General features: G+C 68.0%; 19 protein-coding genes and 1 tRNA gene. 8 read left to right on the top strand and 12 right to left on the bottom strand.

What is annotated here, in order from left to right; genetic code table 11:
- Positions 1 to 146: 146 nt before the first annotated feature.
- The 3 genes from ettA to OHB23_RS10940 form a co-directional block, all read right to left on the bottom strand.
- Positions 147 to 1,826, bottom strand: a complete 1,680-nt coding sequence (gene ettA / locus OHB23_RS10950) for an energy-dependent translational throttle protein EttA (protein WP_027505632.1) — start codon at positions 1,824 to 1,826, stop codon at positions 147 to 149.
- 142 nt (positions 1,827 to 1,968) lie between these two features.
- On the bottom strand, positions 1,969 to 2,415 hold the full coding sequence (gene ssb, locus OHB23_RS10945) for a single-stranded DNA-binding protein (protein WP_328809525.1): 447 nt from the start codon (positions 2,413 to 2,415) through the stop codon (positions 1,969 to 1,971).
- Positions 2,416 to 2,552: 137 nt separating this feature from the next.
- Positions 2,553 to 4,367 (bottom strand): ABC transporter ATP-binding protein, encoded by a 1,815-nt coding sequence (locus OHB23_RS10940; protein ID WP_328809524.1) that lies wholly within the window; start codon positions 4,365 to 4,367, stop codon positions 2,553 to 2,555.
- A gap of 73 nt (positions 4,368 to 4,440) precedes the next feature.
- Between OHB23_RS10940 and OHB23_RS10935 the strand changes: the two genes are divergently transcribed.
- Complete coding sequence (locus OHB23_RS10935; RefSeq protein WP_328809523.1) at positions 4,441 to 4,881, top strand: MarR family winged helix-turn-helix transcriptional regulator; 441 nt, start codon at positions 4,441 to 4,443, stop codon at positions 4,879 to 4,881.
- Positions 4,882 to 4,917: 36 nt separating this feature from the next.
- On the opposite strand, the gene OHB23_RS10930 is transcribed toward OHB23_RS10935, so the two are convergent.
- A complete protein-coding gene (locus OHB23_RS10930; RefSeq protein ID WP_056445939.1) occupies positions 4,918 to 6,456 on the bottom strand; it encodes an MFS transporter in 1,539 nt (512 codons plus the stop codon).
- Positions 6,457 to 6,581: 125 nt separating this feature from the next.
- Between OHB23_RS10930 and OHB23_RS10925 the strand changes: the two genes are divergently transcribed.
- Together OHB23_RS10925 and OHB23_RS10920 are read left to right on the top strand one after the other, a co-directional pair.
- Positions 6,582 to 7,244 carry a TetR/AcrR family transcriptional regulator gene (locus tag OHB23_RS10925; protein WP_222630196.1) on the top strand — a complete coding sequence of 221 codons (663 nt, stop codon included), beginning with the start codon at positions 6,582 to 6,584 and terminating at the stop codon, positions 7,242 to 7,244.
- A gap of 47 nt (positions 7,245 to 7,291) precedes the next feature.
- Complete coding sequence (locus tag OHB23_RS10920; protein ID WP_155957030.1) at positions 7,292 to 7,693, top strand: GtrA family protein; 402 nt, start codon at positions 7,292 to 7,294, stop codon at positions 7,691 to 7,693.
- On the opposite strand, the gene OHB23_RS10915 is transcribed toward OHB23_RS10920, so the two are convergent.
- Positions 7,690 to 9,726, bottom strand: coding sequence for a cytochrome c oxidase assembly protein (locus OHB23_RS10915; protein WP_328809522.1), 2,037 nt, complete (start codon positions 9,724 to 9,726; stop codon positions 7,690 to 7,692). The two genes, OHB23_RS10920 and OHB23_RS10915, sit on opposite strands and share 4 nt — an antisense overlap.
- A gap of 147 nt (positions 9,727 to 9,873) precedes the next feature.
- On the bottom strand, positions 9,874 to 10,965 hold the full coding sequence (locus OHB23_RS10910; protein WP_442973039.1) for an XdhC family protein: 1,092 nt from the start codon (positions 10,963 to 10,965) through the stop codon (positions 9,874 to 9,876).
- Between the two features lie 114 nt (positions 10,966 to 11,079).
- Here OHB23_RS10910 and OHB23_RS10905 point away from each other — a divergent pair.
- Positions 11,080 to 11,155: transfer RNA gene (locus OHB23_RS10905), tRNA-Arg, on the top strand.
- 6 nt (positions 11,156 to 11,161) lie between these two features.
- Here the strand turns inward: OHB23_RS10905 and OHB23_RS10900 are convergent.
- Positions 11,162 to 11,800, bottom strand: a complete 639-nt coding sequence (locus OHB23_RS10900) for a YoaK family protein (RefSeq protein ID WP_328809520.1) — start codon at positions 11,798 to 11,800, stop codon at positions 11,162 to 11,164.
- A gap of 40 nt (positions 11,801 to 11,840) precedes the next feature.
- On the opposite strand from OHB23_RS10900, the gene OHB23_RS10895 reads away from it, so the two are divergent.
- Complete coding sequence (locus OHB23_RS10895) at positions 11,841 to 12,260, top strand: DUF732 domain-containing protein (protein ID WP_222647485.1); 420 nt, start codon at positions 11,841 to 11,843, stop codon at positions 12,258 to 12,260.
- Here the strand turns inward: OHB23_RS10895 and OHB23_RS10890 are convergent.
- Positions 12,224 to 13,789, bottom strand: coding sequence for an AMP-binding protein (locus OHB23_RS10890; RefSeq protein WP_328809519.1), 1,566 nt, complete (start codon positions 13,787 to 13,789; stop codon positions 12,224 to 12,226). The genes OHB23_RS10895 and OHB23_RS10890 overlap by 37 nt on opposite strands.
- Positions 13,790 to 13,855: 66 nt before the next feature.
- Between OHB23_RS10890 and OHB23_RS10885 the strand changes: the two genes are divergently transcribed.
- Entirely contained in the window at positions 13,856 to 14,632 is a 777-nt protein-coding gene (locus OHB23_RS10885) for a helix-turn-helix transcriptional regulator (RefSeq protein ID WP_027505622.1), read from the top strand.
- Here OHB23_RS10885 and OHB23_RS10880 read toward each other — a convergent pair.
- Positions 14,621 to 15,799 (bottom strand): winged helix DNA-binding domain-containing protein, encoded by a 1,179-nt coding sequence (locus OHB23_RS10880; protein WP_222630153.1) that lies wholly within the window; start codon positions 15,797 to 15,799, stop codon positions 14,621 to 14,623. The two genes, OHB23_RS10885 and OHB23_RS10880, sit on opposite strands and share 12 nt — an antisense overlap.
- A gap of 249 nt (positions 15,800 to 16,048) precedes the next feature.
- Here OHB23_RS10880 and OHB23_RS10875 point away from each other — a divergent pair, with 249 nt between their 5' ends.
- Positions 16,049 to 16,708 (top strand): excalibur calcium-binding domain-containing protein, encoded by a 660-nt coding sequence (locus tag OHB23_RS10875; RefSeq protein ID WP_328809518.1) that lies wholly within the window; start codon positions 16,049 to 16,051, stop codon positions 16,706 to 16,708.
- Positions 16,709 to 16,742: 34 nt separating this feature from the next.
- Here the strand turns inward: OHB23_RS10875 and OHB23_RS10870 are convergent, their stop codons facing one another.
- Positions 16,743 to 16,985, bottom strand: a complete 243-nt coding sequence (locus tag OHB23_RS10870; protein WP_328809517.1) for a hypothetical protein — start codon at positions 16,983 to 16,985, stop codon at positions 16,743 to 16,745.
- On the opposite strand from OHB23_RS10870, the gene OHB23_RS10865 reads away from it, so the two are divergent.
- The gene (locus OHB23_RS10865) at positions 16,984 to 17,190 is read left to right on the top strand and encodes a PASTA domain-containing protein (protein WP_328809516.1); all 207 of its coding nucleotides are present in this window, start codon (positions 16,984 to 16,986) and stop codon (positions 17,188 to 17,190) included. The two genes, OHB23_RS10870 and OHB23_RS10865, sit on opposite strands and share 2 nt — an antisense overlap.
- 195 nt (positions 17,191 to 17,385) lie before the next feature.
- On the opposite strand, the gene OHB23_RS10860 is transcribed toward OHB23_RS10865, so the two are convergent.
- Both OHB23_RS10860 and OHB23_RS10855 read right to left on the bottom strand, forming a co-directional pair.
- Complete coding sequence (locus tag OHB23_RS10860) at positions 17,386 to 17,634, bottom strand: hypothetical protein (protein ID WP_027505620.1); 249 nt, start codon at positions 17,632 to 17,634, stop codon at positions 17,386 to 17,388.
- Between the two features lie 11 nt (positions 17,635 to 17,645).
- The gene (locus OHB23_RS10855; RefSeq protein ID WP_328809515.1) at positions 17,646 to 18,857 is read right to left on the bottom strand and encodes a fatty acid desaturase family protein; all 1,212 of its coding nucleotides are present in this window, start codon (positions 18,855 to 18,857) and stop codon (positions 17,646 to 17,648) included.
- Positions 18,858 to 18,874: the final 17 nt, after the last annotated feature.

Raw genomic sequence — 18,874 nt, 5'->3', positions numbered from 1 at the left:
CCTTTCGATCACCACGAGCGGCGGATCCACCGGTCGGGGCGACGTTGTCCGTGGGGTTCGGCTCCCGACCCTAGCCTCGCGAGGCCGGGAGCCGAACACCGCGGTGACGTGGCGTGCGATGAAAATAGGTTACTTACCAGTACATTTCAGTCGCGCGTGAGCTTCCGGTGCGTCACGCGGTGCGGGCGAGCGGCGTCGGGACCGAGGCGCTCGACCTTGTTGGCCTCGTAGCCCTCGAAGTTGCCCTCGTACCAGTACCAAGCGGCCTCGTTGTCGCCGAATCCACCTTCCCACGCCAGGATGTGCGTGCACGTCCGGTCGAGGAACCACCGGTCGTGCGAGATCACGACGGCGCAGCCGGGGAACTCCTCGAGGGCGTTCTCCAGCGAACCGAGCGTCTCGACGTCCAGGTCGTTGGTGGGCTCGTCGAGCAGGATCAGGTTGCCGCCCTGCTTGAGCGTCATCGCCAGATTGAGGCGGTTGCGCTCGCCACCGGACAGGACTCCGGCCGCCTTCTGCTGGTCGTGACCCTTGAACCCGAAGGAGCTGATGTACGCCCGCGACGGGAACTCTTGCGTACCGATGGTGATGAAGTCCAGGCCGTCGGACACGGTCTCCCACACGGTCTTGGCGGGATCGATGCCGGATCGGTTCTGGTCGACGTAGCTCAGCTTGACCGTCTGACCGATCTTGACCTCGCCGCCGTCCGGCTCCTCGAGACCGACGATGGTCTTGAAAAGCGTGGTCTTTCCGACGCCGTTGGGGCCGATGACACCGACGATGCCGTTACGCGGAAGCGTGAACGACAGGTCCTTGATCAGCACGCGGCCGTCGAAGCCCTTGTCGAGGCTCTTGACCTCGACCACGACGTCGCCGAGGCGCGGCGGGTTGGGGATCTGGATCTCGTCGAAGTCGAGCTTGCGCATCTTGTCGGCCTCGGCCGCCATCTCGTCGTAGCGATCGAGACGTGCCTTGTTCTTGGCCTGGCGAGCCTTGGCGCCGGAGCGGACCCAGGCGAGTTCGTCCTTGAGGCGCTTCTGCAGCTTCTGGTCCTTCTTGCCCTGGACCTCGAGACGCTCGGCCTTCTTCTCCAGGTAGGTGGAGTAGTTGCCCTCGTAGGGATAGAGGCGACCACGGTCGACCTCGCAGATCCACTGCGCGACGTGATCGAGGAAGTACCGGTCGTGGGTCACGGCCAGGATGGCACCCTGGTACGCGGCCAGATGCTGCTCGAGCCAGAGAACCGACTCGGCGTCGAGGTGGTTGGTGGGCTCGTCGAGCAGCAGCAGGTCCGGCTTGCTCAGCAGCAGCTTGCACAACGCCACACGACGCTTCTCACCACCGGACAGGTGGGTCACACCCTCGTCCGGCGGCGGGCAGCGCAGTGCGTCCATGGCCTGCTCGAGCTGCGAGTCGATCTCCCACGCGTCGGCGTGGTCGAGCTTCTCCTGCAGCTCGCCCATCTCCTCCATCAGCTCGTCGGAGTAGTCGGTGGCCATCAGCTCGGCGATCTCGTTGTACCGCTTGAGTTGGACCATCGTCTCGCCGAGACCGTCCTCGACGTTCTCGCGAACCGTCTTGTTCTCGTCGAGCTCGGGCTCCTGCATGAGGATGCCGACAGTGGCGCCCTGCGCGAGGAACGCCTCACCGTTTCCGGGCTGGTCGATCCCGGCCATGATCTTGAGGATCGAAGACTTGCCGGCGCCGTTGGGGCCGACGACGCCGATCTTCGCTCCCGGCAGGAAGCTCATCGTCACGTCGTCCAGAATGACCTTGTCGCCGTGCGCCTTGCGCACCTTCTTCATGGTGTAGATGAATTCCGCCACGAGTTCCTCTCGATGTGCTCACCAGCGTGTGTGCCGGGCGGATCGCGCCGGCTGAGATGCCGACGACGGGGCCGACAACTGGGAGATGTGCTCGACGCGGAAGTCTACCGGGACCGACCGGTGCCCGTGAAACCGTTCGCGGTCAGCCCACCGGCACCGGCTCGGGCTCGGCCGTGTCCACCGCGGCCTCGGCGACGGTCTCGCCGAACTCCTGCCGCTCGGCCGCCTGACGCGGCCGGTCCACCTTGACGTGGCACCGAGCGAGATCGGGTCCCACCGCGGTGGCTCGGATCTCGAGATCGGCTCGGCCCACGCCCTCCTTGGTCGTGTACTCGTTGGTGTGCGCCTGCCCGAAGACGATGACCGAATCGCCCTTCATCAGCGACGCTCCGACCCCCGACACCAGACGTCGCCAGCAGCTGACCGAGGCGTAGAGCGTGTCCCCGTCCTGCCACTCCCCACTCTCGCGGTCCATGCGGCGCGAATTGCTGGCCACGCGGAAGCTGAGCACCTCGTCGCCGGACGGCGTGGTGCGCTTGATCGGATCGGTGATGACGGTGCCCACCACGGTCAGATACGACTCGTACATCGTTCCCCCCTCTCGCGGTCGATCCGGTACCGACCGCGCCCCCGACTCTGCGCCGCTCGCACCGCGGACAGAAGGGCCCGCGAGCACCTGTGGACGGCCGTCCACAGGAGCGCCGCGGGGGTTGACAGGAGGAGTGGTCAGGCAGTGACCAGCGAGTCGCCGGACGCCGCCAGCAGTGCGGCGTAGGCACCGCCGCGGGCGACGAGTTCGTCGTGGGATCCCGATTCGACGACGTGCCCGTGATCGAGCACCACGATGCGATCGGCCGACCGCACGGTGGAGAGTCGGTGGGCCACCACGATGGTGGTGCGGTCCTGCTCGAGCTGGTCGATCGCGTCGGCCAGAGCACGTTCGGTGGTGGTGTCCAGAGCGCTGGTGGCCTCGTCCAGAACGAGGACGGGCGGGTTGCGCAGAACGGTGCGCGCGATGGCGAGGCGCTGCTTCTCGCCACCGGAGAACCGGTAGCCACGCTCCCCCACCATCGTGTCGTAGCCGTCGTCGAGCGAGGCGATGAAATCGTGGATCTGCGCTGTGCAAGCGGCATTCTCGATGTCCGCGTCGGTGGCGTCGGGCCGCGCGAAGCGGAGGTTCTCGCGGATCGTGTCGTGGAAGAGATAGGTCTCCTGCGACACCACCCCGACCGTCGCGGACACGTCGGCGAGCGAGAGATCGCGGAGATCGACACCGTCGACCTCGACCGACCCGGACGTCGGATCGTAGAGCCGCGCCGTCAGATACCCGAGTGTCGTCTTGCCGGCGCCGGTCGCTCCCACGATCGCCAGGGTGCTCCCGGCGGGGACCGTGAGGTCGATGTCCGTGAGCGTCGGATGTGCCGCACCCGGATAGTCGAAGCCCACGTGGCGGAAGCGCACCTCACCGCGTCGGGCCGTCGGATCGATCGGCGTCGGTACGGCGGGTTCGTCGATGTCCACCGGGAGATCGAGGTACTCGAAGACCCGGCCGAACAGAGCCAGGGAACTCTGCACCTCGACGCCGGTGTTGAGCAGCATCATCGTGGGGCGGAACAACTGAGTCTGAAGGGTGGTGAACGCGACCAGCGTTCCCACCGTCAACGCGCTGCCGTTGCCAATGGTGATGCCGGCGAACCAGTAGACCAGGGCCGGCATCGCGGCGAAGCTGATCGACATGGTCGCCATGCGCCACTTGCCCGCCATCATCGAGCGGAGTTCGACGTCGGCGACCTCGGACGAGCGTTCGGTGAACCGATTCGCGAGGACCGACGACGCGCCGGTCGTCTTGCCCAGCAGGATGCCGCTCACCGAGAGCGACTCCTCCACCTGGACGGACAGATCGCTGAGCAGGCGTTGCCGCACGGTGGAGATACGGCGACGCTCGTCGCCGACCCGCCGAGCGATGCGGACGAACACCGGCAGGATGGCGAGCGAGAAAAGGGCCAGTTTCCAGTCGAGCAGAAAGAGCGCGACGACGGTGGCCATGACGGTGGTCGCGTTCTGAGCGATCGACGTGGCCGTGTTGGTGACGACGGACTGCATGCCGCCGATGTCGTTGGCGATGCGCGACTGCACCTCGCCGGTGCGGGTGCGCGCGAAGAAGCCGAGCGACTGACGCTGGAGGTGCGAGTAGACCTGCACGCGGAGCTGATGCATCAGGGCCTGCCCGATGCTGTTGGACATCCAGGTCTGGGCGACGCCGAGACAGCTGGTGACGACGGCGATCGCGATCATGCCGGCCGCGAGGATCGTCACCAGCGTGACGTCGGCGTTCGGGATGGCGTGATCGAGCATGTCGCGCAGGAGCAGCGGCGATCCCAGTGCCACGACGGCGCTGAGGGTGATGACCGCGCTCACCGCGGCGACCCGGCCGCGATAGGGCCGGAAGAGGGCGACGACGCGCCCGAGCGGTGCGGGCTGGTGGTCCGCAGATGTCACGGGGGACTGCACCGGCCTTGCCGGTGTGGTGGAGGAACGCATATGACCTCCCTGATCGGGTAGAACTGAGGTTACCTCATTATGAGGTCGACCGCTGCAACGCTAGTATCGTCCCGTGCATTCCCACGAGAAGGACCCGGCCGATCTGGTCTTGATGGTGGCCAGGTCGATGCGGCGCCGCCACATGGCCGCACTCGAACCTTTCGGACTCTCGCCCTCACACGGACGGGCACTGCGCGTGCTGTCCGGCGCGGCGGGACCACTTCGGCCCGGAGATCTGGCGGAACGGTTACGCATCGCACCCCGATCGGCAACCGATGTCGTCGACGCGCTGGAGTCGGCCGGCTACGTCGCACGGCACGCCGATGCCACCGATCGTCGCGCGGTTCTCCTCGACCTCACCGACGAGGGGCGGGCACTCGCGGACACCATCGCGCAGGCGCAGCGCAGCGCGTCCGAGGCGATGTTCGCCGGCCTGAGCGCGGACGACCGAGCGACCCTCACCGACCTGCTCACCCGCATCCACGACGAATCCGGTGCAGAGAACCGCGTCTGACACGGTTCTCTGCACCGGATCCGGTGACTGTGTACGTCAGTGAGCGACGACGGTGGCACCCTCGGGTCCGTCGGGCAGCTTGCCCGAGCGGACGAGCAGCGCTGCCATCACCGAGCCGGCGAGGAAGATGCCCGACGCCCACCAGAACGTCGTGGTGTAGCTGGCGATCTCCGCGTTCATCCGGAGCAGCGTCGCGGCGGCCTGCGGATCCGCGGCCTGAGCCACGGCCGCCTGGTTGTCGGTCGCGTAGTTCGTCGCTGCCGTCGCCGCGATGGTGCTGAGCAGCGCCGTACCGATGGATCCGCCGATCTGCTGCATCGTGTTGACGGTCGCGGAGGCGACGCCGGCGTCGTCCGGCGAGACTCCGGACACGGCGCCCTGCATGGCCGGGGCCATCGTGGCGCCCATGCCCACGCCCATGACGAGCAGGCTCGGCAGGATGTGCGCGGCGTAGGAACTGTCGATCGAGATCTGGGTCAGCAGGGCCATGCCGGCCGACGCGATCAGCATGCCGGCGGACATGAGAACGCGAGGCCCGAAGCGCGGCAGGATGACCGACGTCGCGACGGTGGCCGTGACCACGAGGGTCGCGATCATCGGCAGGAACGCGAACCCGGTGGTGATGGGCGTGTAGCCGAGCGTGCTCTGCAGGTAGTACGTGAGGAACAGGAACACGGCGAACATGCCGGCACCGATGACGAACACCGCGAGGTACGCGCCGCCGCGGGTGCGGTCGAGCACGATGCGCAGCGGGAGAAGCGGATGCGTCGCCCGCGTCTGCAGGTAGACGAAGACACCGAGCAGGACCACACCGACCGCGAGGAAACCGATGGTCACCGCGTTGCTCCACCCGTCGGACTCGGCGTGCGCGAATCCGTAGACGATGGAGAACAGCGCCGCGGACACGGTGAGGGTGCCGGGGATGTCGAGTACCGGACGCTCGGTGGCGCGGTGCTTGGCCAGCAGGAGGAAGCCGCCGACGAACGCGATTCCCGCGAAGATCAAGTTGACGTACAGGCTCCAGCGCCAGTTCGCCCACTCCGTGAGCACACCGCCGAGAAGCAGGCCGATGGCGCCGCCGGCACCGGCGACCGCGCCGAAGATGCCGAACGCCTTCGCACGTTCCTTCGGATCCGTGAACGTCGTGGTCAGCAGGGACAGCGCTGCGGGAGCGAGCAGGGCGCCGAAGACACCCTGTCCCGCACGGGCCGCGACCAGCATGCCGAAGTTGACGGCTGCGCCGCCGACGGCGGACATCACCGCGAAGCCGACGAGTCCCACGAGGAACGTGGTGCGGCGACCGAAGAGGTCACTGAGTCGACCACCGAGCAGCAGGAGGCTGCCGAATGCCAGAGCGTAGGAGGTGACCACCCACGAGCGGTCCGCGTTGTCGAAGCCGAGATCGAGCTGTGCGGCGGGAAGCGCGATGTTCACGACGGTCGCGTCGAGCACGACCATCAGCTGGGCCAGGCCGAGTACGCCCAGGATGAGCCAGCGAGTGCGGTCGGGCGCGTCGTGCGCGCTCGACCGAATCGTCGGTTGGACGTTTCCGACGTCGGATGTGGTGGAAGACATTGATCCTCGCTTCGGTACGGCGTGAAATGGAGCTATACGGAGGCGTACGCTCCGGATAGCAAGACGATAGCAGCGATGCGGAGGTATGCCCTCCGGTTAACCGACGAACCAGGACGAAACGGACTGTGAAACCCACCACAGCGGCGAAGCCGCTTCGAGCGGACGCCGAGCGGAACAAGCTCAAGATCATCGACTGTGCGCGAGAGTTGTTGGCACGCAAGGGTCTCGAGATCACGCTCGACGATGTCGCTGCGCGCGCCGGGGTGGGTGTGGGCACCGTGTACCGGCGGTTCGCCAACAAGCAGGAACTCATCGACGGCATCCTCGAGCAGCGTCTGGTCGACGTGCTCAGCCGCGCAGAGGTGGCCGCGGAGGCCGACGATCCCTGGGCTGCGATGGTCGATTTCTTCGAATTCATGTGTCGACACATGGCCGCGGACCGTGGTCTCGGTCACGTCGTCCTCGGGTGCGACGACGGCCTCGACCGCATCGCGGCAGTCCGGTCCAAGCTCGAACCGACCATCAACACTCTCATCCAGCGCGCCCAGAAGGCCGGGAAGCTCCGCCCGGACGTGCAGCCCGGCGACCTCTTCACCCTGGTGCGGATGATCGTGGCCGGCGCCGAGGTTGCAGACGAGGTGGACGAGGACAACTGGCGACGCTATTTCGCCCTGGTGATCGATTCCCTCGCGGCGGTGCCGGATCGGTCGGTGCCCCTGCCGGGTCGAGCGCTGACACCAGACGAGATCGTCAGCGTCAAGAGCAGATTGCACGGGAGGGCGTCGTGATCGACAACGTGGTCTCCCCCGTGCTTCCCTCGCACCCCGGGCATCCGATGCTGGTGGCGCTGCGAAGTGACGGAGCGTTCCCCCAGTTGGTCCGCTTCGCACTGGTCGGCGGGCTCAGCAACGTCCTCTACGTCGCCGTGTTCGTCGCGATGCACAGCGAGGGTTCCATCGTGGCCAATGCCGTCGGAGCAGTGGCGTCGACCGTTCTCGCCAACGAACTGCACCGCCGTCTCACGTTCCACGCCGCCGATCGGGTGGGCTGGTTCACCGCGCAGTGGGAGGGCGGCGGACTGGCACTCATCGGTCTGGGCGCCAGCACCGCAGCGCTGACCGCGCTCGACGTCGCACTGCCGACCGCCGGCGCCGCGTTGTCGGCCCTGATCCTGGTCGGGGTCACCGCCCTCGTCGGCGGGCTCCGCTTCCTCGCACTGCGCGGTCTGGTCTTCTAACTGCGCTCACGCTCGCGGCGCGCCAGCTCCGCGAACATCGCGTTGTGCGCCGCGAGGTCCGCACCGTCGTCGCGATCGGCCGCCCGGTCCGTGCGGACCGCTTCCTTCCGGTCCGTGTTGGACCACTGCACCAGCAACGCCAGCATGACGAGGATCAGCGGGATCTCGCCCGTCGCCCACGCGATGCCGCCGCCGAGTCGCTGATCGGCCAGGAGGTCGGAGTTCCACGGCAGCGACAGGCCGCGGAAGAAGGTCTGGCCCATCACCGTCTCGGTGCTCATCAGCGCGATACCGAAGAAGGCATGGAACGGCAGCGATCCGAACACCATCGCCAGCTTGGTCACGGGCGACAGTCGACGCGGTGCCGGGTCGACGCCGATGACGACCCAGTAGAACAGGTAGCCGCTCAGCAGGAAGTGAGCGTTCATCAGCAGGTGGGCGCCGTGCGAGTCGACGGTCGCGCCGTAGATGCCGCCGAGGTAGAGCGCGTAGAAGCCACCCACGAAGATGACGGCCGCGACCAGTGGCTGGGTGAGGAACCGGGACACCGGGCTGTGCAGGGCCTCGAGGATCCACTCGCGCGGTCCCGGCACACCGTCCCGGCCGGCCGCCGGCAGCACCCGTAGAGCCAGGGTCACGCCGCCGCCGAGCGCGAGCAGCACCGGGGTGAGCATCGACAGCACCATGTGCGAGCCCATGTGCACGCTGAACATCGCCATCGAGTAGCGGTAGACACCCGACGACGTCGCGAACAGCAGCGTCGCGCAGCCCAGGACCCAGGCGATCGTGCGACCCACCGGCCATGCGTCGCCACGGGCCCGCAGTCGACGAACGCCGAGGAGGTAGACGACGGCCATGACGACGGCGGCGGTGCCGAAGATCAGGTCGAACCGCCAGTCGAAGAGGAAACGCCCGAGGCTCGGGGGCGCGGTGAGGTCGTACCCCAACTCCGCCTCGGTGAGCGTCAGCTCCCGAGCGCTCCCCAGCGGGGGCGGTGTCCGGGAGAGTCCGACCGCGAGCCCGATCGTGGCCGCGAAGACCAGTACCTCGGCACCGGCGAAACGCACGAGATTCGCGCGCGACGTCGGGTCCGCGGCGAGCGCGGGCAGGGCGCGTCGACGCTGGGTGTAGCCGAACACGCCGAGGACGACCAGGGCGACGACCTTGGCGAGTACGAGTCGGCCGTAGGTGGTGTCGAACAGATCTGCGGGCTCGACGCGGACGAAGGCGTTGACCACTCCACTGACACCCATGACCACGAACGCCACCGTGGCGACTGCAGAGAAGCGGCGCGCCGCGACATCGGTGTGCGCGCCGGCGCGACGGGCGTGCGCCAGGACGGCGAACAGTCCGCCCGCCCAGAGCGACGCGGCGAGAAGATGCAGGATGAGGCTGTTGGTGGCGACGTCGTGCGATCCACCGGACGACGAGTGCCCCGACAGTGCGAGAGGCATGAGCGAGCCGAGCGCGACCACCAGCAGGATCGGCGTCCACGACCACCGCAGCACGGCACGTGTCCCGAGTGCGAGCAGGATCGCGATGATCGCGGTCCACTGCCACGCGCGGGCCAACTCGATCTGCGACAGGCCCGACCACAGGTTCTCCGGACGCAGCGCCTCGGACACCGGCTGACCGGACGTGTCCGAGAGGGTCAGCGGCACCAGCACGATCGCGCAGGCCGCCCACACGATTGCCGCCGACGACGCGGTGCGCAGCGCGCGATAGCCGTCGATGTCGAGGACGCCCGATCTCTGCGGCGGCACGAGGAAGGCTGCGAGCAGCAGAGAGCCCACGGCGATGACGGCCGCGACCTCCCCGAGTGCGCGCACAGCGGGCAGACCGTACGTCGTCACCGGACCCGGATCCGGGATGCCGAGCAGGACCAACGCCTGCGATGCGGACAGCGCGACGATCAGGCCGGCCAGCACCGCGGCGATCAGTCCGGCACTCGCGAACACGCCTGCCGATCCGGCTCGTCGCGCCCCACCGTCCGGTTCCGCGGTCGCGGAACGCGGTGCCTCAGTCGTTGCCATACCTCCAGGGTAGGAGGTGACCGGCATCGCAGCACCTACGGGACGTAGTAGACGCGCAACTCACACGTCACCCCCTCCGGCGAGTACGCCGGAAACGTCGTGATCCTCCGCGCTGCAGCAGCAGTTCGGACGTACTCGCGAGGGGCGTCAGTGGTGAATGCGTCCCTCGCGCTCCCCCAGCGGCCGTCCGTTCCCGCCCCACCGCCTCGCGACGATCTCCGCCGCGATCGACACCGCCGTCTCCTCCGGTGTCCGGGCGCCGAGGTCGAGCCCGATCGGGGACGACAGTCGCGCGAGCTCGTCGTCGCCGATTCCCACCTCGCGCAGTCTCGCGACCCGATCGTCGTGGGTTCGCCGCGACCCCATCGCACCCACGTAGCCGACGCGGGGCAGCCGCAACGCCACCTCGAGCAGCGGCACGTCGAACTTGGGGTCGTGGGTCAGTACGCAGATCACGGTGCGCTCGTCGATCTCACCCTCGGCCTGCAGTCGCCCGAGATACCGGTGCGGCCACTCGACGACCACCTCGTCCGCCGTCGGGAATCGCGCGGGTGTCGTGAACACCGGCCGCGCATCGCAGACGGTCACGCGATAGCCGAGCAGCGCACCCTGGCGCGCCACCGCCGACGCGAAGTCGATCGCACCGAACACGATCATGCGAGCACGGGGCGCGAAGGAGTTCACGAACACCGTCATTCCCTCGCCGCGCCGCTGACCGTCGGGGCCGTAATGCAGCACGTCGGTGCGGCCGGCCTCGAGCAGACCCCGCGCGTCGTCCACAACCGCCGCATCGGTGCGGGCCGATCCGAGGGTGCCCGACGCCGCCACCGGGTCGACGACCAGGCGAGTACCGACCCGCGCAGCATCGGGATGCTCGATGACGGTGGCCACCGCGACCGGCCGGTGCTCCGCGATCGCCGACGCCACCGCACCGAGCTCCGGAAAGGAGGATCGGGACACGGTCTCGACGAAGACGTCGAGGATGCCTCCGCAGGTCAGACCCACCGCGAACGCATCGTCGTCGCTGACTCCGTAGCGATGCAGACCCGCCTCACCGTTCTGCGCGGCCTCGTACACCGCGCCCTCGACGCAGCCACCGGACACCGACCCGACGACTCTGCCGTCCGCGAGCACAGCCATCGACGCACCCGGCGGACGCGGTGCCGATCGGAACGTGCGCACCACGGTGCCCACGCCCACGGACTCCCCCGCGCGCCATGCCGCGTGCACCTGGTCCATCACGTCCTGCACGCCTGCTGCCTTCCCTCGGAGCGAGAAGTCTAAGCCGCACCTCCGGCCCGGGCAGGGCGCAGCGCCTCGCTACACTCGACGGCGCATCGGACACCGATGCACGCCTCCGTAGCTCAGGGGATAGAGCAAGGGCCTTCTAATCCCTTGGTCGCAGGTTCGAATCCTGCCGGGGGCACCACGGCGCTCATTCGCCCATCGAGAAGACGACGCCGGCAGCCACGAGCACCGCGATCAGCGCCACCACGGGTGCGCCGAGTCCGACGATCGCGAAGGCCGCGGCGCCGAGAATCGCTCCGCCCGCGAGCGCAGCCCACATCAACAGCGGGCGGACCCAGGATTCCGAGCTGCGCCCCTGGATCCGAGCGGCGATCGTGCGTGCCATGGTCACGAGCGTCCCGGTCATGTACGTGAGACTGATGCCGCCGTCCCGCTCGAACACCGCGTTCTCGGCGCCCATCGCTGCCGCCACGATCAGAGCGGACACCAGGGTCGCGCCGCCGCCGAGGTGCACGACGCCGGCCGCCGCCAGCAGTACCGCGACGAGCAGGAGGACGACGGTCTTACGTCGCCGGCCGGCAAGGTCGCCGACGAGCGACCCGGTGACGACCCCGCCCACGAACGACACGATCACCACGAGCCCGACGGACGCCGCACCGAGATGTCCCGCAGTGAGTTCGACGGCCGCCCGAGTGGTGTTGCCCGTCATGAAGGAGACGAAGAAGCCGCCGAGAGCGAGGAAGCCGACGGCGTCGACGAAGCCCGCCACAGCGGCGAGACCCAGCGCCACGTGGGCATCGCGGCGGCGGTCGTGGGTGCGCTTCACGCGGTCATTGGATCACCACGAGAGCGGTAACGTCGCACCGGTGACCCGCCGCACCGCTACCCTTCTCCTCCTCGCGACTCTGAGCGTAGCGGGGTGCGGCGGTGACCCGGCGACACCCCCGGCCGACGACCCGGCTCCGGCGACCTCGACGTCCGAGGCGCCCAGCACGCCGTCGGTGGCCGGTCCCTCCGTGCCGACGGGGCCCGACGCCGTCGCCGCGGACGACCTCTTCATCGCAGGGTTGGACAGTGGCGCCATCGAGTACACCGACCCGGAGACGATGAAGATTCTCGGACGCGGCATCTGCGCCGAACTGCAGCAGGGGCAGCCGGTGATCGCCGAGGTGGACGCCGTCACGACGGGCAGCCGCGGCAAATGGGACGAGAGCGCCGCGGGCGCCATCGTCGGTACCGCGATCGGCGCCTACTGCCCCGAGTTCCGAGCGCTGCTGCCCGGCTGACGGCTCCGGCGCAGCAGGAAGCGCTGCACCTTGCCGCTGGGCGTCTTGGGCAGTGCGTCGACGAAGTGCACCGTGCGCGGGTAGGCGTGCGCGGCGAAGTTGGACTTCACCAGCTGCTGCAGCTCGGACTCCAACTCGGCGGTACCCGAGACGCCCTCCGCCAGAACGACGTACGCCTCGATCACCTCTCCGCGGATGTCGTCGGGTTGGCCCACCACCGCCACATCCATGACCGACGGGTGTTCCACGAGAACGCTTTCGACGTCGAAGGGCCCGATCCGGTAGCCGGCCATGATGATGACGTCGTCGTTACGCGCGGAGAAGAAGTAGGAGCCGTTCTCGATGCGTCCGGCATCGCCCGTCAGGTACCAGGACCCGTCGTCGGTGAACCGTTCGGCTGTCTTGTCGGGAGCGTCGACGTATCCGGTGAACCACATCAGCGGGCTGCCCGCCACCTCGAAGCCGATCTGATCCTCGACGACTCCGGCGGTGAAGCCCGGCAACGGCTTTCCCATCGACCCCGGGATCAGCGGCTCACGCACCGCGTCGTGCCAGGCGTTGACGATGACCATCCCGTGCTCGGTCTGGCCATAGTGATCACGCACCGGCACGCCGAGCGCCGACTCCGACCACACCAGAACGTCCGGCGTCAGCGGCTCCCCCGCCGACGACGCCCGTCGCAACGTGATGCCACCGACCGACGGGTCCTTGCTCAGGCTCCGGTACACCGTCGGCGCCGCCGCGAAGTTGGTGACCTCGAACTTCTGCATCACCGCGACCGTGAGCGCGGGGGTGAAGCCGGCATGCAGCATCAGACTGCGACGGCCCATCGCCATCGGGCCGAGAATGGCGTAGTAGAGCCCGTAGGCCCAGCCGGGGTCGGCGGCGTTCCAGAAGACGTCGTCCTCGGACACGTCCAGGCCGTAGGTCATGTAGGCGACGAACGACGCCAGCGCCGACACAGGCACCGGCACGCCCTTCGGCTTTCCCGTCGTGCCGCTGGTGAAGAGCTGGATCATCACACCGTCGCCGCCCACGGCCACCGAGGCCGCCATCGGCTCGTGCTCACGAACCAGAGCGTCGAAGCCCTCCCCCGTCTCGATCACCGTGATGCCCTCGATCGAGTCGAGCTTCTCGCGCTGGTCGGTCTCGGTGATGACGACGCGCGCCTGCGCGGCCTCGACGCGCATCGCGATCGCCGGAGTAGCGAAGGCGGTGAACAGCGGGACGTGCACCGCGCCGAGTCGCCAGAGCCCGAGCAGGGCGACGACCAGTTCGAGCCGCTTGCTCATCAACACTCCCACGCGGTCACCCCGGCCGACGCCCATCTCGGCGAGGCCCGTCGCGAATCGCGCCGACAGCTCGTGCAGCTCGCCGTAGGTGAGGTCGCGCGCCGTGAGATCGCCTTCGATGAAGGTGAACGCGATCGCCGCCGGGTCGTGGTCGTCGCACAGCAGGGCGGCGAGGTCGGCGTCGGCGGATCCGTAGGTCGCCAGCAGGCGTGCGACATCGTCGGTCAAGGTCGTCATGGTGAGAGTGTGGCGCGGAACACTCGCGGCCCGATACCCTCCGAAGAGGGTAGGAAGACGGAGACCATGATCGACACACATTTCGACGCCGCCGTGGACCGGTTGCGCGCCGGTTCGGGCGTCACGCTCGCTTTCGGCGGAGTCATGACCGCGGGACGGCGATTGACGCTGCGCCATTTCGCCGGGCAGTCCGTCGGGGCGCTCGACGGTGTCGAACTCGAGGCAGGTCACGGTCTCGGCGGCAAGGTGTTGCAGGTCAATCGCACCGTCGCGCTCGACGACTACATGCGGACTCCGAAGATCAGCCACCGATATGACGCCATCATCTCCGCCGAGGGCCTGCGCGCCATGATCGCCGCCCCCGTCGTCGTCGGGCGGACAGCCGTCGGCGTGCTCTACGGCGCGATGCACACGGCCGGGCACATCGGGGATCGCGTGCTCGACGTGCTGACCCTCGAAGCGGGGGTTCTGGGCCAGGACCTCGCCGTCGACGAGGCGCGGCGCGATGCCGACCGGCTGCGCGAGGACGTCCGTCAGACGTACACGCGGCTGCGGGCGGTCGCGGCACGGTCGGACGCACCCGAGCTCACGTCCGTGCTCGACTCGATGCGCGCCTTCCTGGAACCCGCCGCACCGATACCGTCCGCTCCGCACGTGACGGCCCGCGAACGGGACGTGTTGTCGCTGGTGGCGCTGGGCCGGTCGAACATCGCCATCGCCGAGGAGCTCGGCCTCACCGTGTCCACAGTCAAGAGCTACATGAAGTCGATCATGGCCAAGCTCGACGCGTCGACCAGACACGAAGCCGCGCACGCCGCCCGGCGTGCAGGCCTAGTTCCCTGATCCTGTCCGCAGCGCCTTCTCGAGCGGAGTCGGAAAGGTCGGGGTGATGGACGCGCCGTCGAGATGGGCCTCGAGACGTGCAGCTTCCGCCGCGACCTGCTCCTCGTCGGCCTTCTCGAACAACCGGAACACCACCTCACCGGCGCCGCGTACGGCCCAACCGCCGACCACCCGGCCGTTCGACCACACCGTGGGGCCGACGTTTCCGAACGTGTCGAACAGATCCGGTCGGTACTCGTCCGGCAGGAACCAGCGACGGTCCTTCCAGCCCATCGGCGTCGCGTCGAGAGCCGGCAGCAGCGCGACCCCACCGTGCATTCCGTCGATATCGCTGTCGCGGAGCATGATTCCCGGTCCTGAGGAGAGCTCGACTTCCACCGTGTCCAGCGCCGCCACCGCCTTCGTGGTGTGACCCTTGTTCCAGCCCGTCCACCACTGCAGATCGTCCATGGTCGCCGGACCGAACGACTCGAGCCACGCGCGTGCCAATTCGACACGCGCCTCCGCTTCGTCCATATCCGGTACGCCGTCGGGCCACCAATAGGCGACGGGCGCCCACGTGTGGTGGCGAGAAGTCCACGAACCCCGAGGTTCCACCCGAACTATCCGACCTTCGGCCGACAACAGGGTCAGCACCTGCGACGTCACGTAACGCCGGACGTCGTATGCCTTGTCCGTCGTCGGGAGGAACGCGGTACGCAACTGCGGTACAGCCGTGGACAATTCGGCTCCCGTGGCGGTTCCCGCTGCCGCGAGCGCCGCATCGACATCGCGCTCCACCCGGTCCAGCCACGTCGGCACGTCGTCGATCACCGGATCCGTCGGCATGGTCGACAGTTGTTTGACGAGGCGAGTTCGCAGAGTCCGCGCCACTCCCGCGCTCGCGCCGGCCTGCACGATCGGCATGAACGTCCTGTCGATGACGAACAACGTGCGCCGCATCGCCATCACCCGCACCAGGCTGTGATCGGTGTACATCGCGTCGCGCATGGCATCGAGCGTCGCCGTGGTCGACCGCGCCAGCACCTGCAGAGACACAGTGGCCGGATCCGTCGCGTGCAGGGCAACCAGTCGCGTCGTCACCTCCGCCGGCGTCAGCGTCATACCCGCGCCGACCGCATGACGGCGCACCAGCAGGTGGCGCCGCTCCTCGTCCGTCACCTTCATCGGCTTAGTCTGACCGACCCCGCTCCCGTGCGCACCCAAGCTGGGCGCTGCTCGGGTGCTTGTCGGGTGCGCCCCGCTTCGGGTGCTCCCCGCGCGCACCGCCCGTCGCTCCGCGCACTCCACACCCTGCGCGCTCCACCGCGCGCTGCGCCCGGCAAAGTCGCAAACCTCGCGAAAGCATCCTCTCGAACCCCGCGGTCTGGTTACTATCAGCCGTTCTTTCACACCCCCTTAGACCGAGGTCCCTCAATGAAGCGCTTTATTGCCGGTGTCGGCGTCGTGTCCTGCGGCGCCGTCGTCGTCGCCCTTGCAGCAGCCGCGCCCGCGTCGGCCGATCCTGCTCCGACTCTTCCGTCCGCGTTCGTGACCGAGGTCGTCGACGGCGACTCTGTTCGCGTCGTCGACGTGACCCGCGGTGCGATCACCGTGCGAATCGCGGGAGCTGACGCTCCCGAGCTGAACGAATGCTACGGACCCCAGTCGCGGGACTTCACGCGATCCGCACTCGAGCGGCAGCTCGTCGCCGTGATCGTCGATCCGTCACTCGGCGGTGCCGACGCCTCTGGAGAGCTTCCCGCCTACATAGTTCGCGTGGACGGGTGGAATCACAACGTGGAAGCCACCCGCGCCGGCGCCGCAAGGGCGAGCGGAGAGGTGTCGCGCTCCGCGGAAATTCGAGATGCCGAGAACGGCGCTCGCCAGGTCGGTGCAGGCTTGTGGTCGGCGAACTGCGGTACCCCGGCACAGCAACCCCGTCCGCAGGCAGCACCTCAGCCGAGCGGCGTCTACTACGAGAATTGCGACGATGCTCGAGCACGTGGCGCAGCACCCGTGCTGCGCGGTCAGCCCGGCTACCGCGCCGGGCTCGATCGCGACAACGACGGTGTCGGCTGCGAGCCGACGCGATGACACTCGACAGGACGAGACGGCCTTTGAGGCGTCGTCACGCGGCAGTGCTTGCGTTCACGGCGATTTCGGCACTGATGATCACGGCGTGCGGCAGCGAAAACGACTCCGGAACCACCACCACGGTCGAAACATCGACAGAGACGGTCACCGTTGAAGCGACAGCGTCACGCGTACCGGCCACTACTTCAGCGGTGGCGGAACCTCCCGCAGTGGTCACATCTGCTCCAGCTCCCGCACCTGTGGCAGCGCCGGCATCCATGCCGGCGGTGGTCTGCATGAACTTGCAGGACGCTCAAGATCTGATCCAAGCCGCCGGGGTCTTCTACTCCAGAAGCGACGATGCGACCGGCGCCCGCAGGAATCAGGTCCTCGACGCGAACTGGTCGGTGGTGGCACAAAGCCCGGAGCCGGGCGCACTGGTCACCGAGGGGGAAGCGGTGTTGTCGGTGGTGAAGCTCGGCGAACCGGGCGACTGTTCCTGACGGAACCCACCGCCGCGCGCACCGCCCGTCGCTCCGCGCACTCCACACCCTGCGCGCTCCACCGCGCGCTGCGCCCGGCAACCGCGCACCGGCCGCTTGGCAACCGCGGAGCGCAACGGCAACGACCGAGCCGGCACCCCGCACGACAACGGCGCCGCACCCGTCATGGGTGCGGCGCCGTCGTGAGGCTCCGGGTCAGCGACCGTTCGACCGCCTGGACGACTCCTCGAAGTCCCCCTCGATCACCTCGAAGGTGCGCGTGTCGGACTGTGCCCGGCGCGACGCTTCCCTCATCTCGATGCCGTCGGTGACGAGGTCACCGATCTCGCGGGTGACGTCGCGGACTGCCGTGGCGATGATGACCGCGATGCGTCCGACGTGGGTCGCCGCGGACTCGGTCAGTTCCTGCACGGTGTCCTTGTTGCGTTCGAACTTGCCGACCATGGCACTACCTCTCAGGCTGCAGCTTTTTCGCGCTCGATGATCACACCGGTCACCTTGTCCACACCGGTGAAACGGTCGGGAAGGGCGAGCCGGAAGATCTTGCCCCACACAGTACCGATCTGATGGAAGAAGCCACCAGTGTTGTACGGAAGGCCGTACTCCTCACAGAGCGCCTTGACCTCGGGTGCGATCTGCGGGTAGCGGTGCGCGGGCAGGTCGGGGAAGAGGTGGTGCTCGATCTGGTGCGAGAGGTTGCCGGACATGATGTGGAACAGGTCGCCACCCTCGATGTTCGCGGAGCCGAGCATCTGACGCACGTACCACTGGCCGCGGGTCTCCTGCGCGGTCTCCTCGACGGTGAACGTCTGCACGCCCGTCGGGAAGTGGCCGCAGAAGATGATCGAGTAGGCCCACACGTTGCGGACGATGTTGGCGGTGAAGTTGCCCACCAGCGTCGGGACGAACATCGGCCCGGTCAGCGCGGGGAAGACGATGTAGTCCTTGAGGACCTGTCGTCCGGCCTTCTTCCACCAGCCCTCGATGAGGGGCTTGACATCGTGCCACTTGCGCTTGCCCTGGATGACGTTCTCGGCCTCCAGGTCGTGCAGCATGACGCCCCACTCGAAGAAGGTCATGAGCAGGAACGCGTAGATCGGGTTGCCCAGGTAGTACGGGTTCCACTTCTGCGCGCTGTCCATCCGCAGGATGCCGTAACCGATGTCGCGGTCCATGTCGAGGATGTTGGTGTAGGTGTGGTGCATGTAGTTGTGCGAGTGGCGCCACTGGTCGCCGGGGCACGTGTTGTCCCATTCGAAGACCTTGGAGTTCAGGCCCGGCTCACGCATCCAGTCGTACTGGCCGTGCATGACGTTGTGGCCGATCTCCATGTTGTCGAGGATCTTCGACAGGCTCAGGGCGCTGACGGCGGCGATCCATGCCGGCGGGAAGAAGCCGAAGTACATCAGTCCGCGACCGGCGACCTCGAGTCCGCGCTGCGCCTTGATGATCTTGAAGATGTAGTCGCGATCTTCCTGACCGAGGTCCGCGACGGTGCGGGCGCGCAGGTCGTCGAGCTTGCGCCCGAGTTCCTCCACGGCTTCGTAGCTCAGGACGACGGGTCCGTCGGTGCCTGGCTCGTCCATCACGTCGACGCCGGACGTCGTGGTGTCGGGCGCCGAGCTGGAACCGATGAACGGGAGAAAGGACAGTGAGAGTCCGAACATGGTGACCTCCTCTTCGA

It is taken from the genome of Rhodococcus sp. NBC_00294 (genome assembly GCF_036163995.1).
Classification (GTDB): domain Bacteria; phylum Actinomycetota; class Actinomycetes; order Mycobacteriales; family Mycobacteriaceae; genus Rhodococcoides.
This window is presented reverse-complemented; position numbering and strand designations above follow the sequence as displayed.

What these genes read in the sequence shown, in the direction of transcription:
- ssb (WP_328809525.1), bottom strand. Translation starts at nt 2,415, where the DNA reads ATGTACGAGTCGTATCTGACCGTGGTGGGCACCGTCATCACCGATCCG.
- OHB23_RS10940 (WP_328809524.1), bottom strand. Translation starts at nt 4,367, where the DNA reads ATGCGTTCCTCCACCACACCGGCAAGGCCGGTGCAGTCCCCCGTGACA.
- OHB23_RS10930 (WP_056445939.1), bottom strand. Translation starts at nt 6,456, where the DNA reads ATGTCTTCCACCACATCCGACGTCGGAAACGTCCAACCGACGATTCGG.
- OHB23_RS10920 (WP_155957030.1), top strand. Translation starts at nt 7,292, where the DNA reads ATGCTGGTGGCGCTGCGAAGTGACGGAGCGTTCCCCCAGTTGGTCCGC.
- OHB23_RS10915 (WP_328809522.1), bottom strand. Translation starts at nt 9,726, where the DNA reads ATGGCAACGACTGAGGCACCGCGTTCCGCGACCGCGGAACCGGACGGT.
- OHB23_RS10910 (WP_442973039.1), bottom strand. Translation starts at nt 10,965, where the DNA reads ATGGACCAGGTGCACGCGGCATGGCGCGCGGGGGAGTCCGTGGGCGTG.
- OHB23_RS10890 (WP_328809519.1), bottom strand. Translation starts at nt 13,789, where the DNA reads ATGACGACCTTGACCGACGATGTCGCACGCCTGCTGGCGACCTACGGA.
- OHB23_RS10885 (WP_027505622.1), top strand. Translation starts at nt 13,856, where the DNA reads ATGATCGACACACATTTCGACGCCGCCGTGGACCGGTTGCGCGCCGGT.
- OHB23_RS10880 (WP_222630153.1), bottom strand. Translation starts at nt 15,799, where the DNA reads ATGAAGGTGACGGACGAGGAGCGGCGCCACCTGCTGGTGCGCCGTCAT.
- OHB23_RS10875 (WP_328809518.1), top strand. Translation starts at nt 16,049, where the DNA reads ATGAAGCGCTTTATTGCCGGTGTCGGCGTCGTGTCCTGCGGCGCCGTC.
- OHB23_RS10865 (WP_328809516.1), top strand. Translation starts at nt 16,984, where the DNA reads ATGAACTTGCAGGACGCTCAAGATCTGATCCAAGCCGCCGGGGTCTTC.
- OHB23_RS10870 (WP_328809517.1), bottom strand. Translation starts at nt 16,985, where the DNA reads ATGCAGACCACCGCCGGCATGGATGCCGGCGCTGCCACAGGTGCGGGA.
- OHB23_RS10860 (WP_027505620.1), bottom strand. Translation starts at nt 17,634, where the DNA reads ATGGTCGGCAAGTTCGAACGCAACAAGGACACCGTGCAGGAACTGACC.
- OHB23_RS10855 (WP_328809515.1), bottom strand. Translation starts at nt 18,857, where the DNA reads ATGTTCGGACTCTCACTGTCCTTTCTCCCGTTCATCGGTTCCAGCTCG.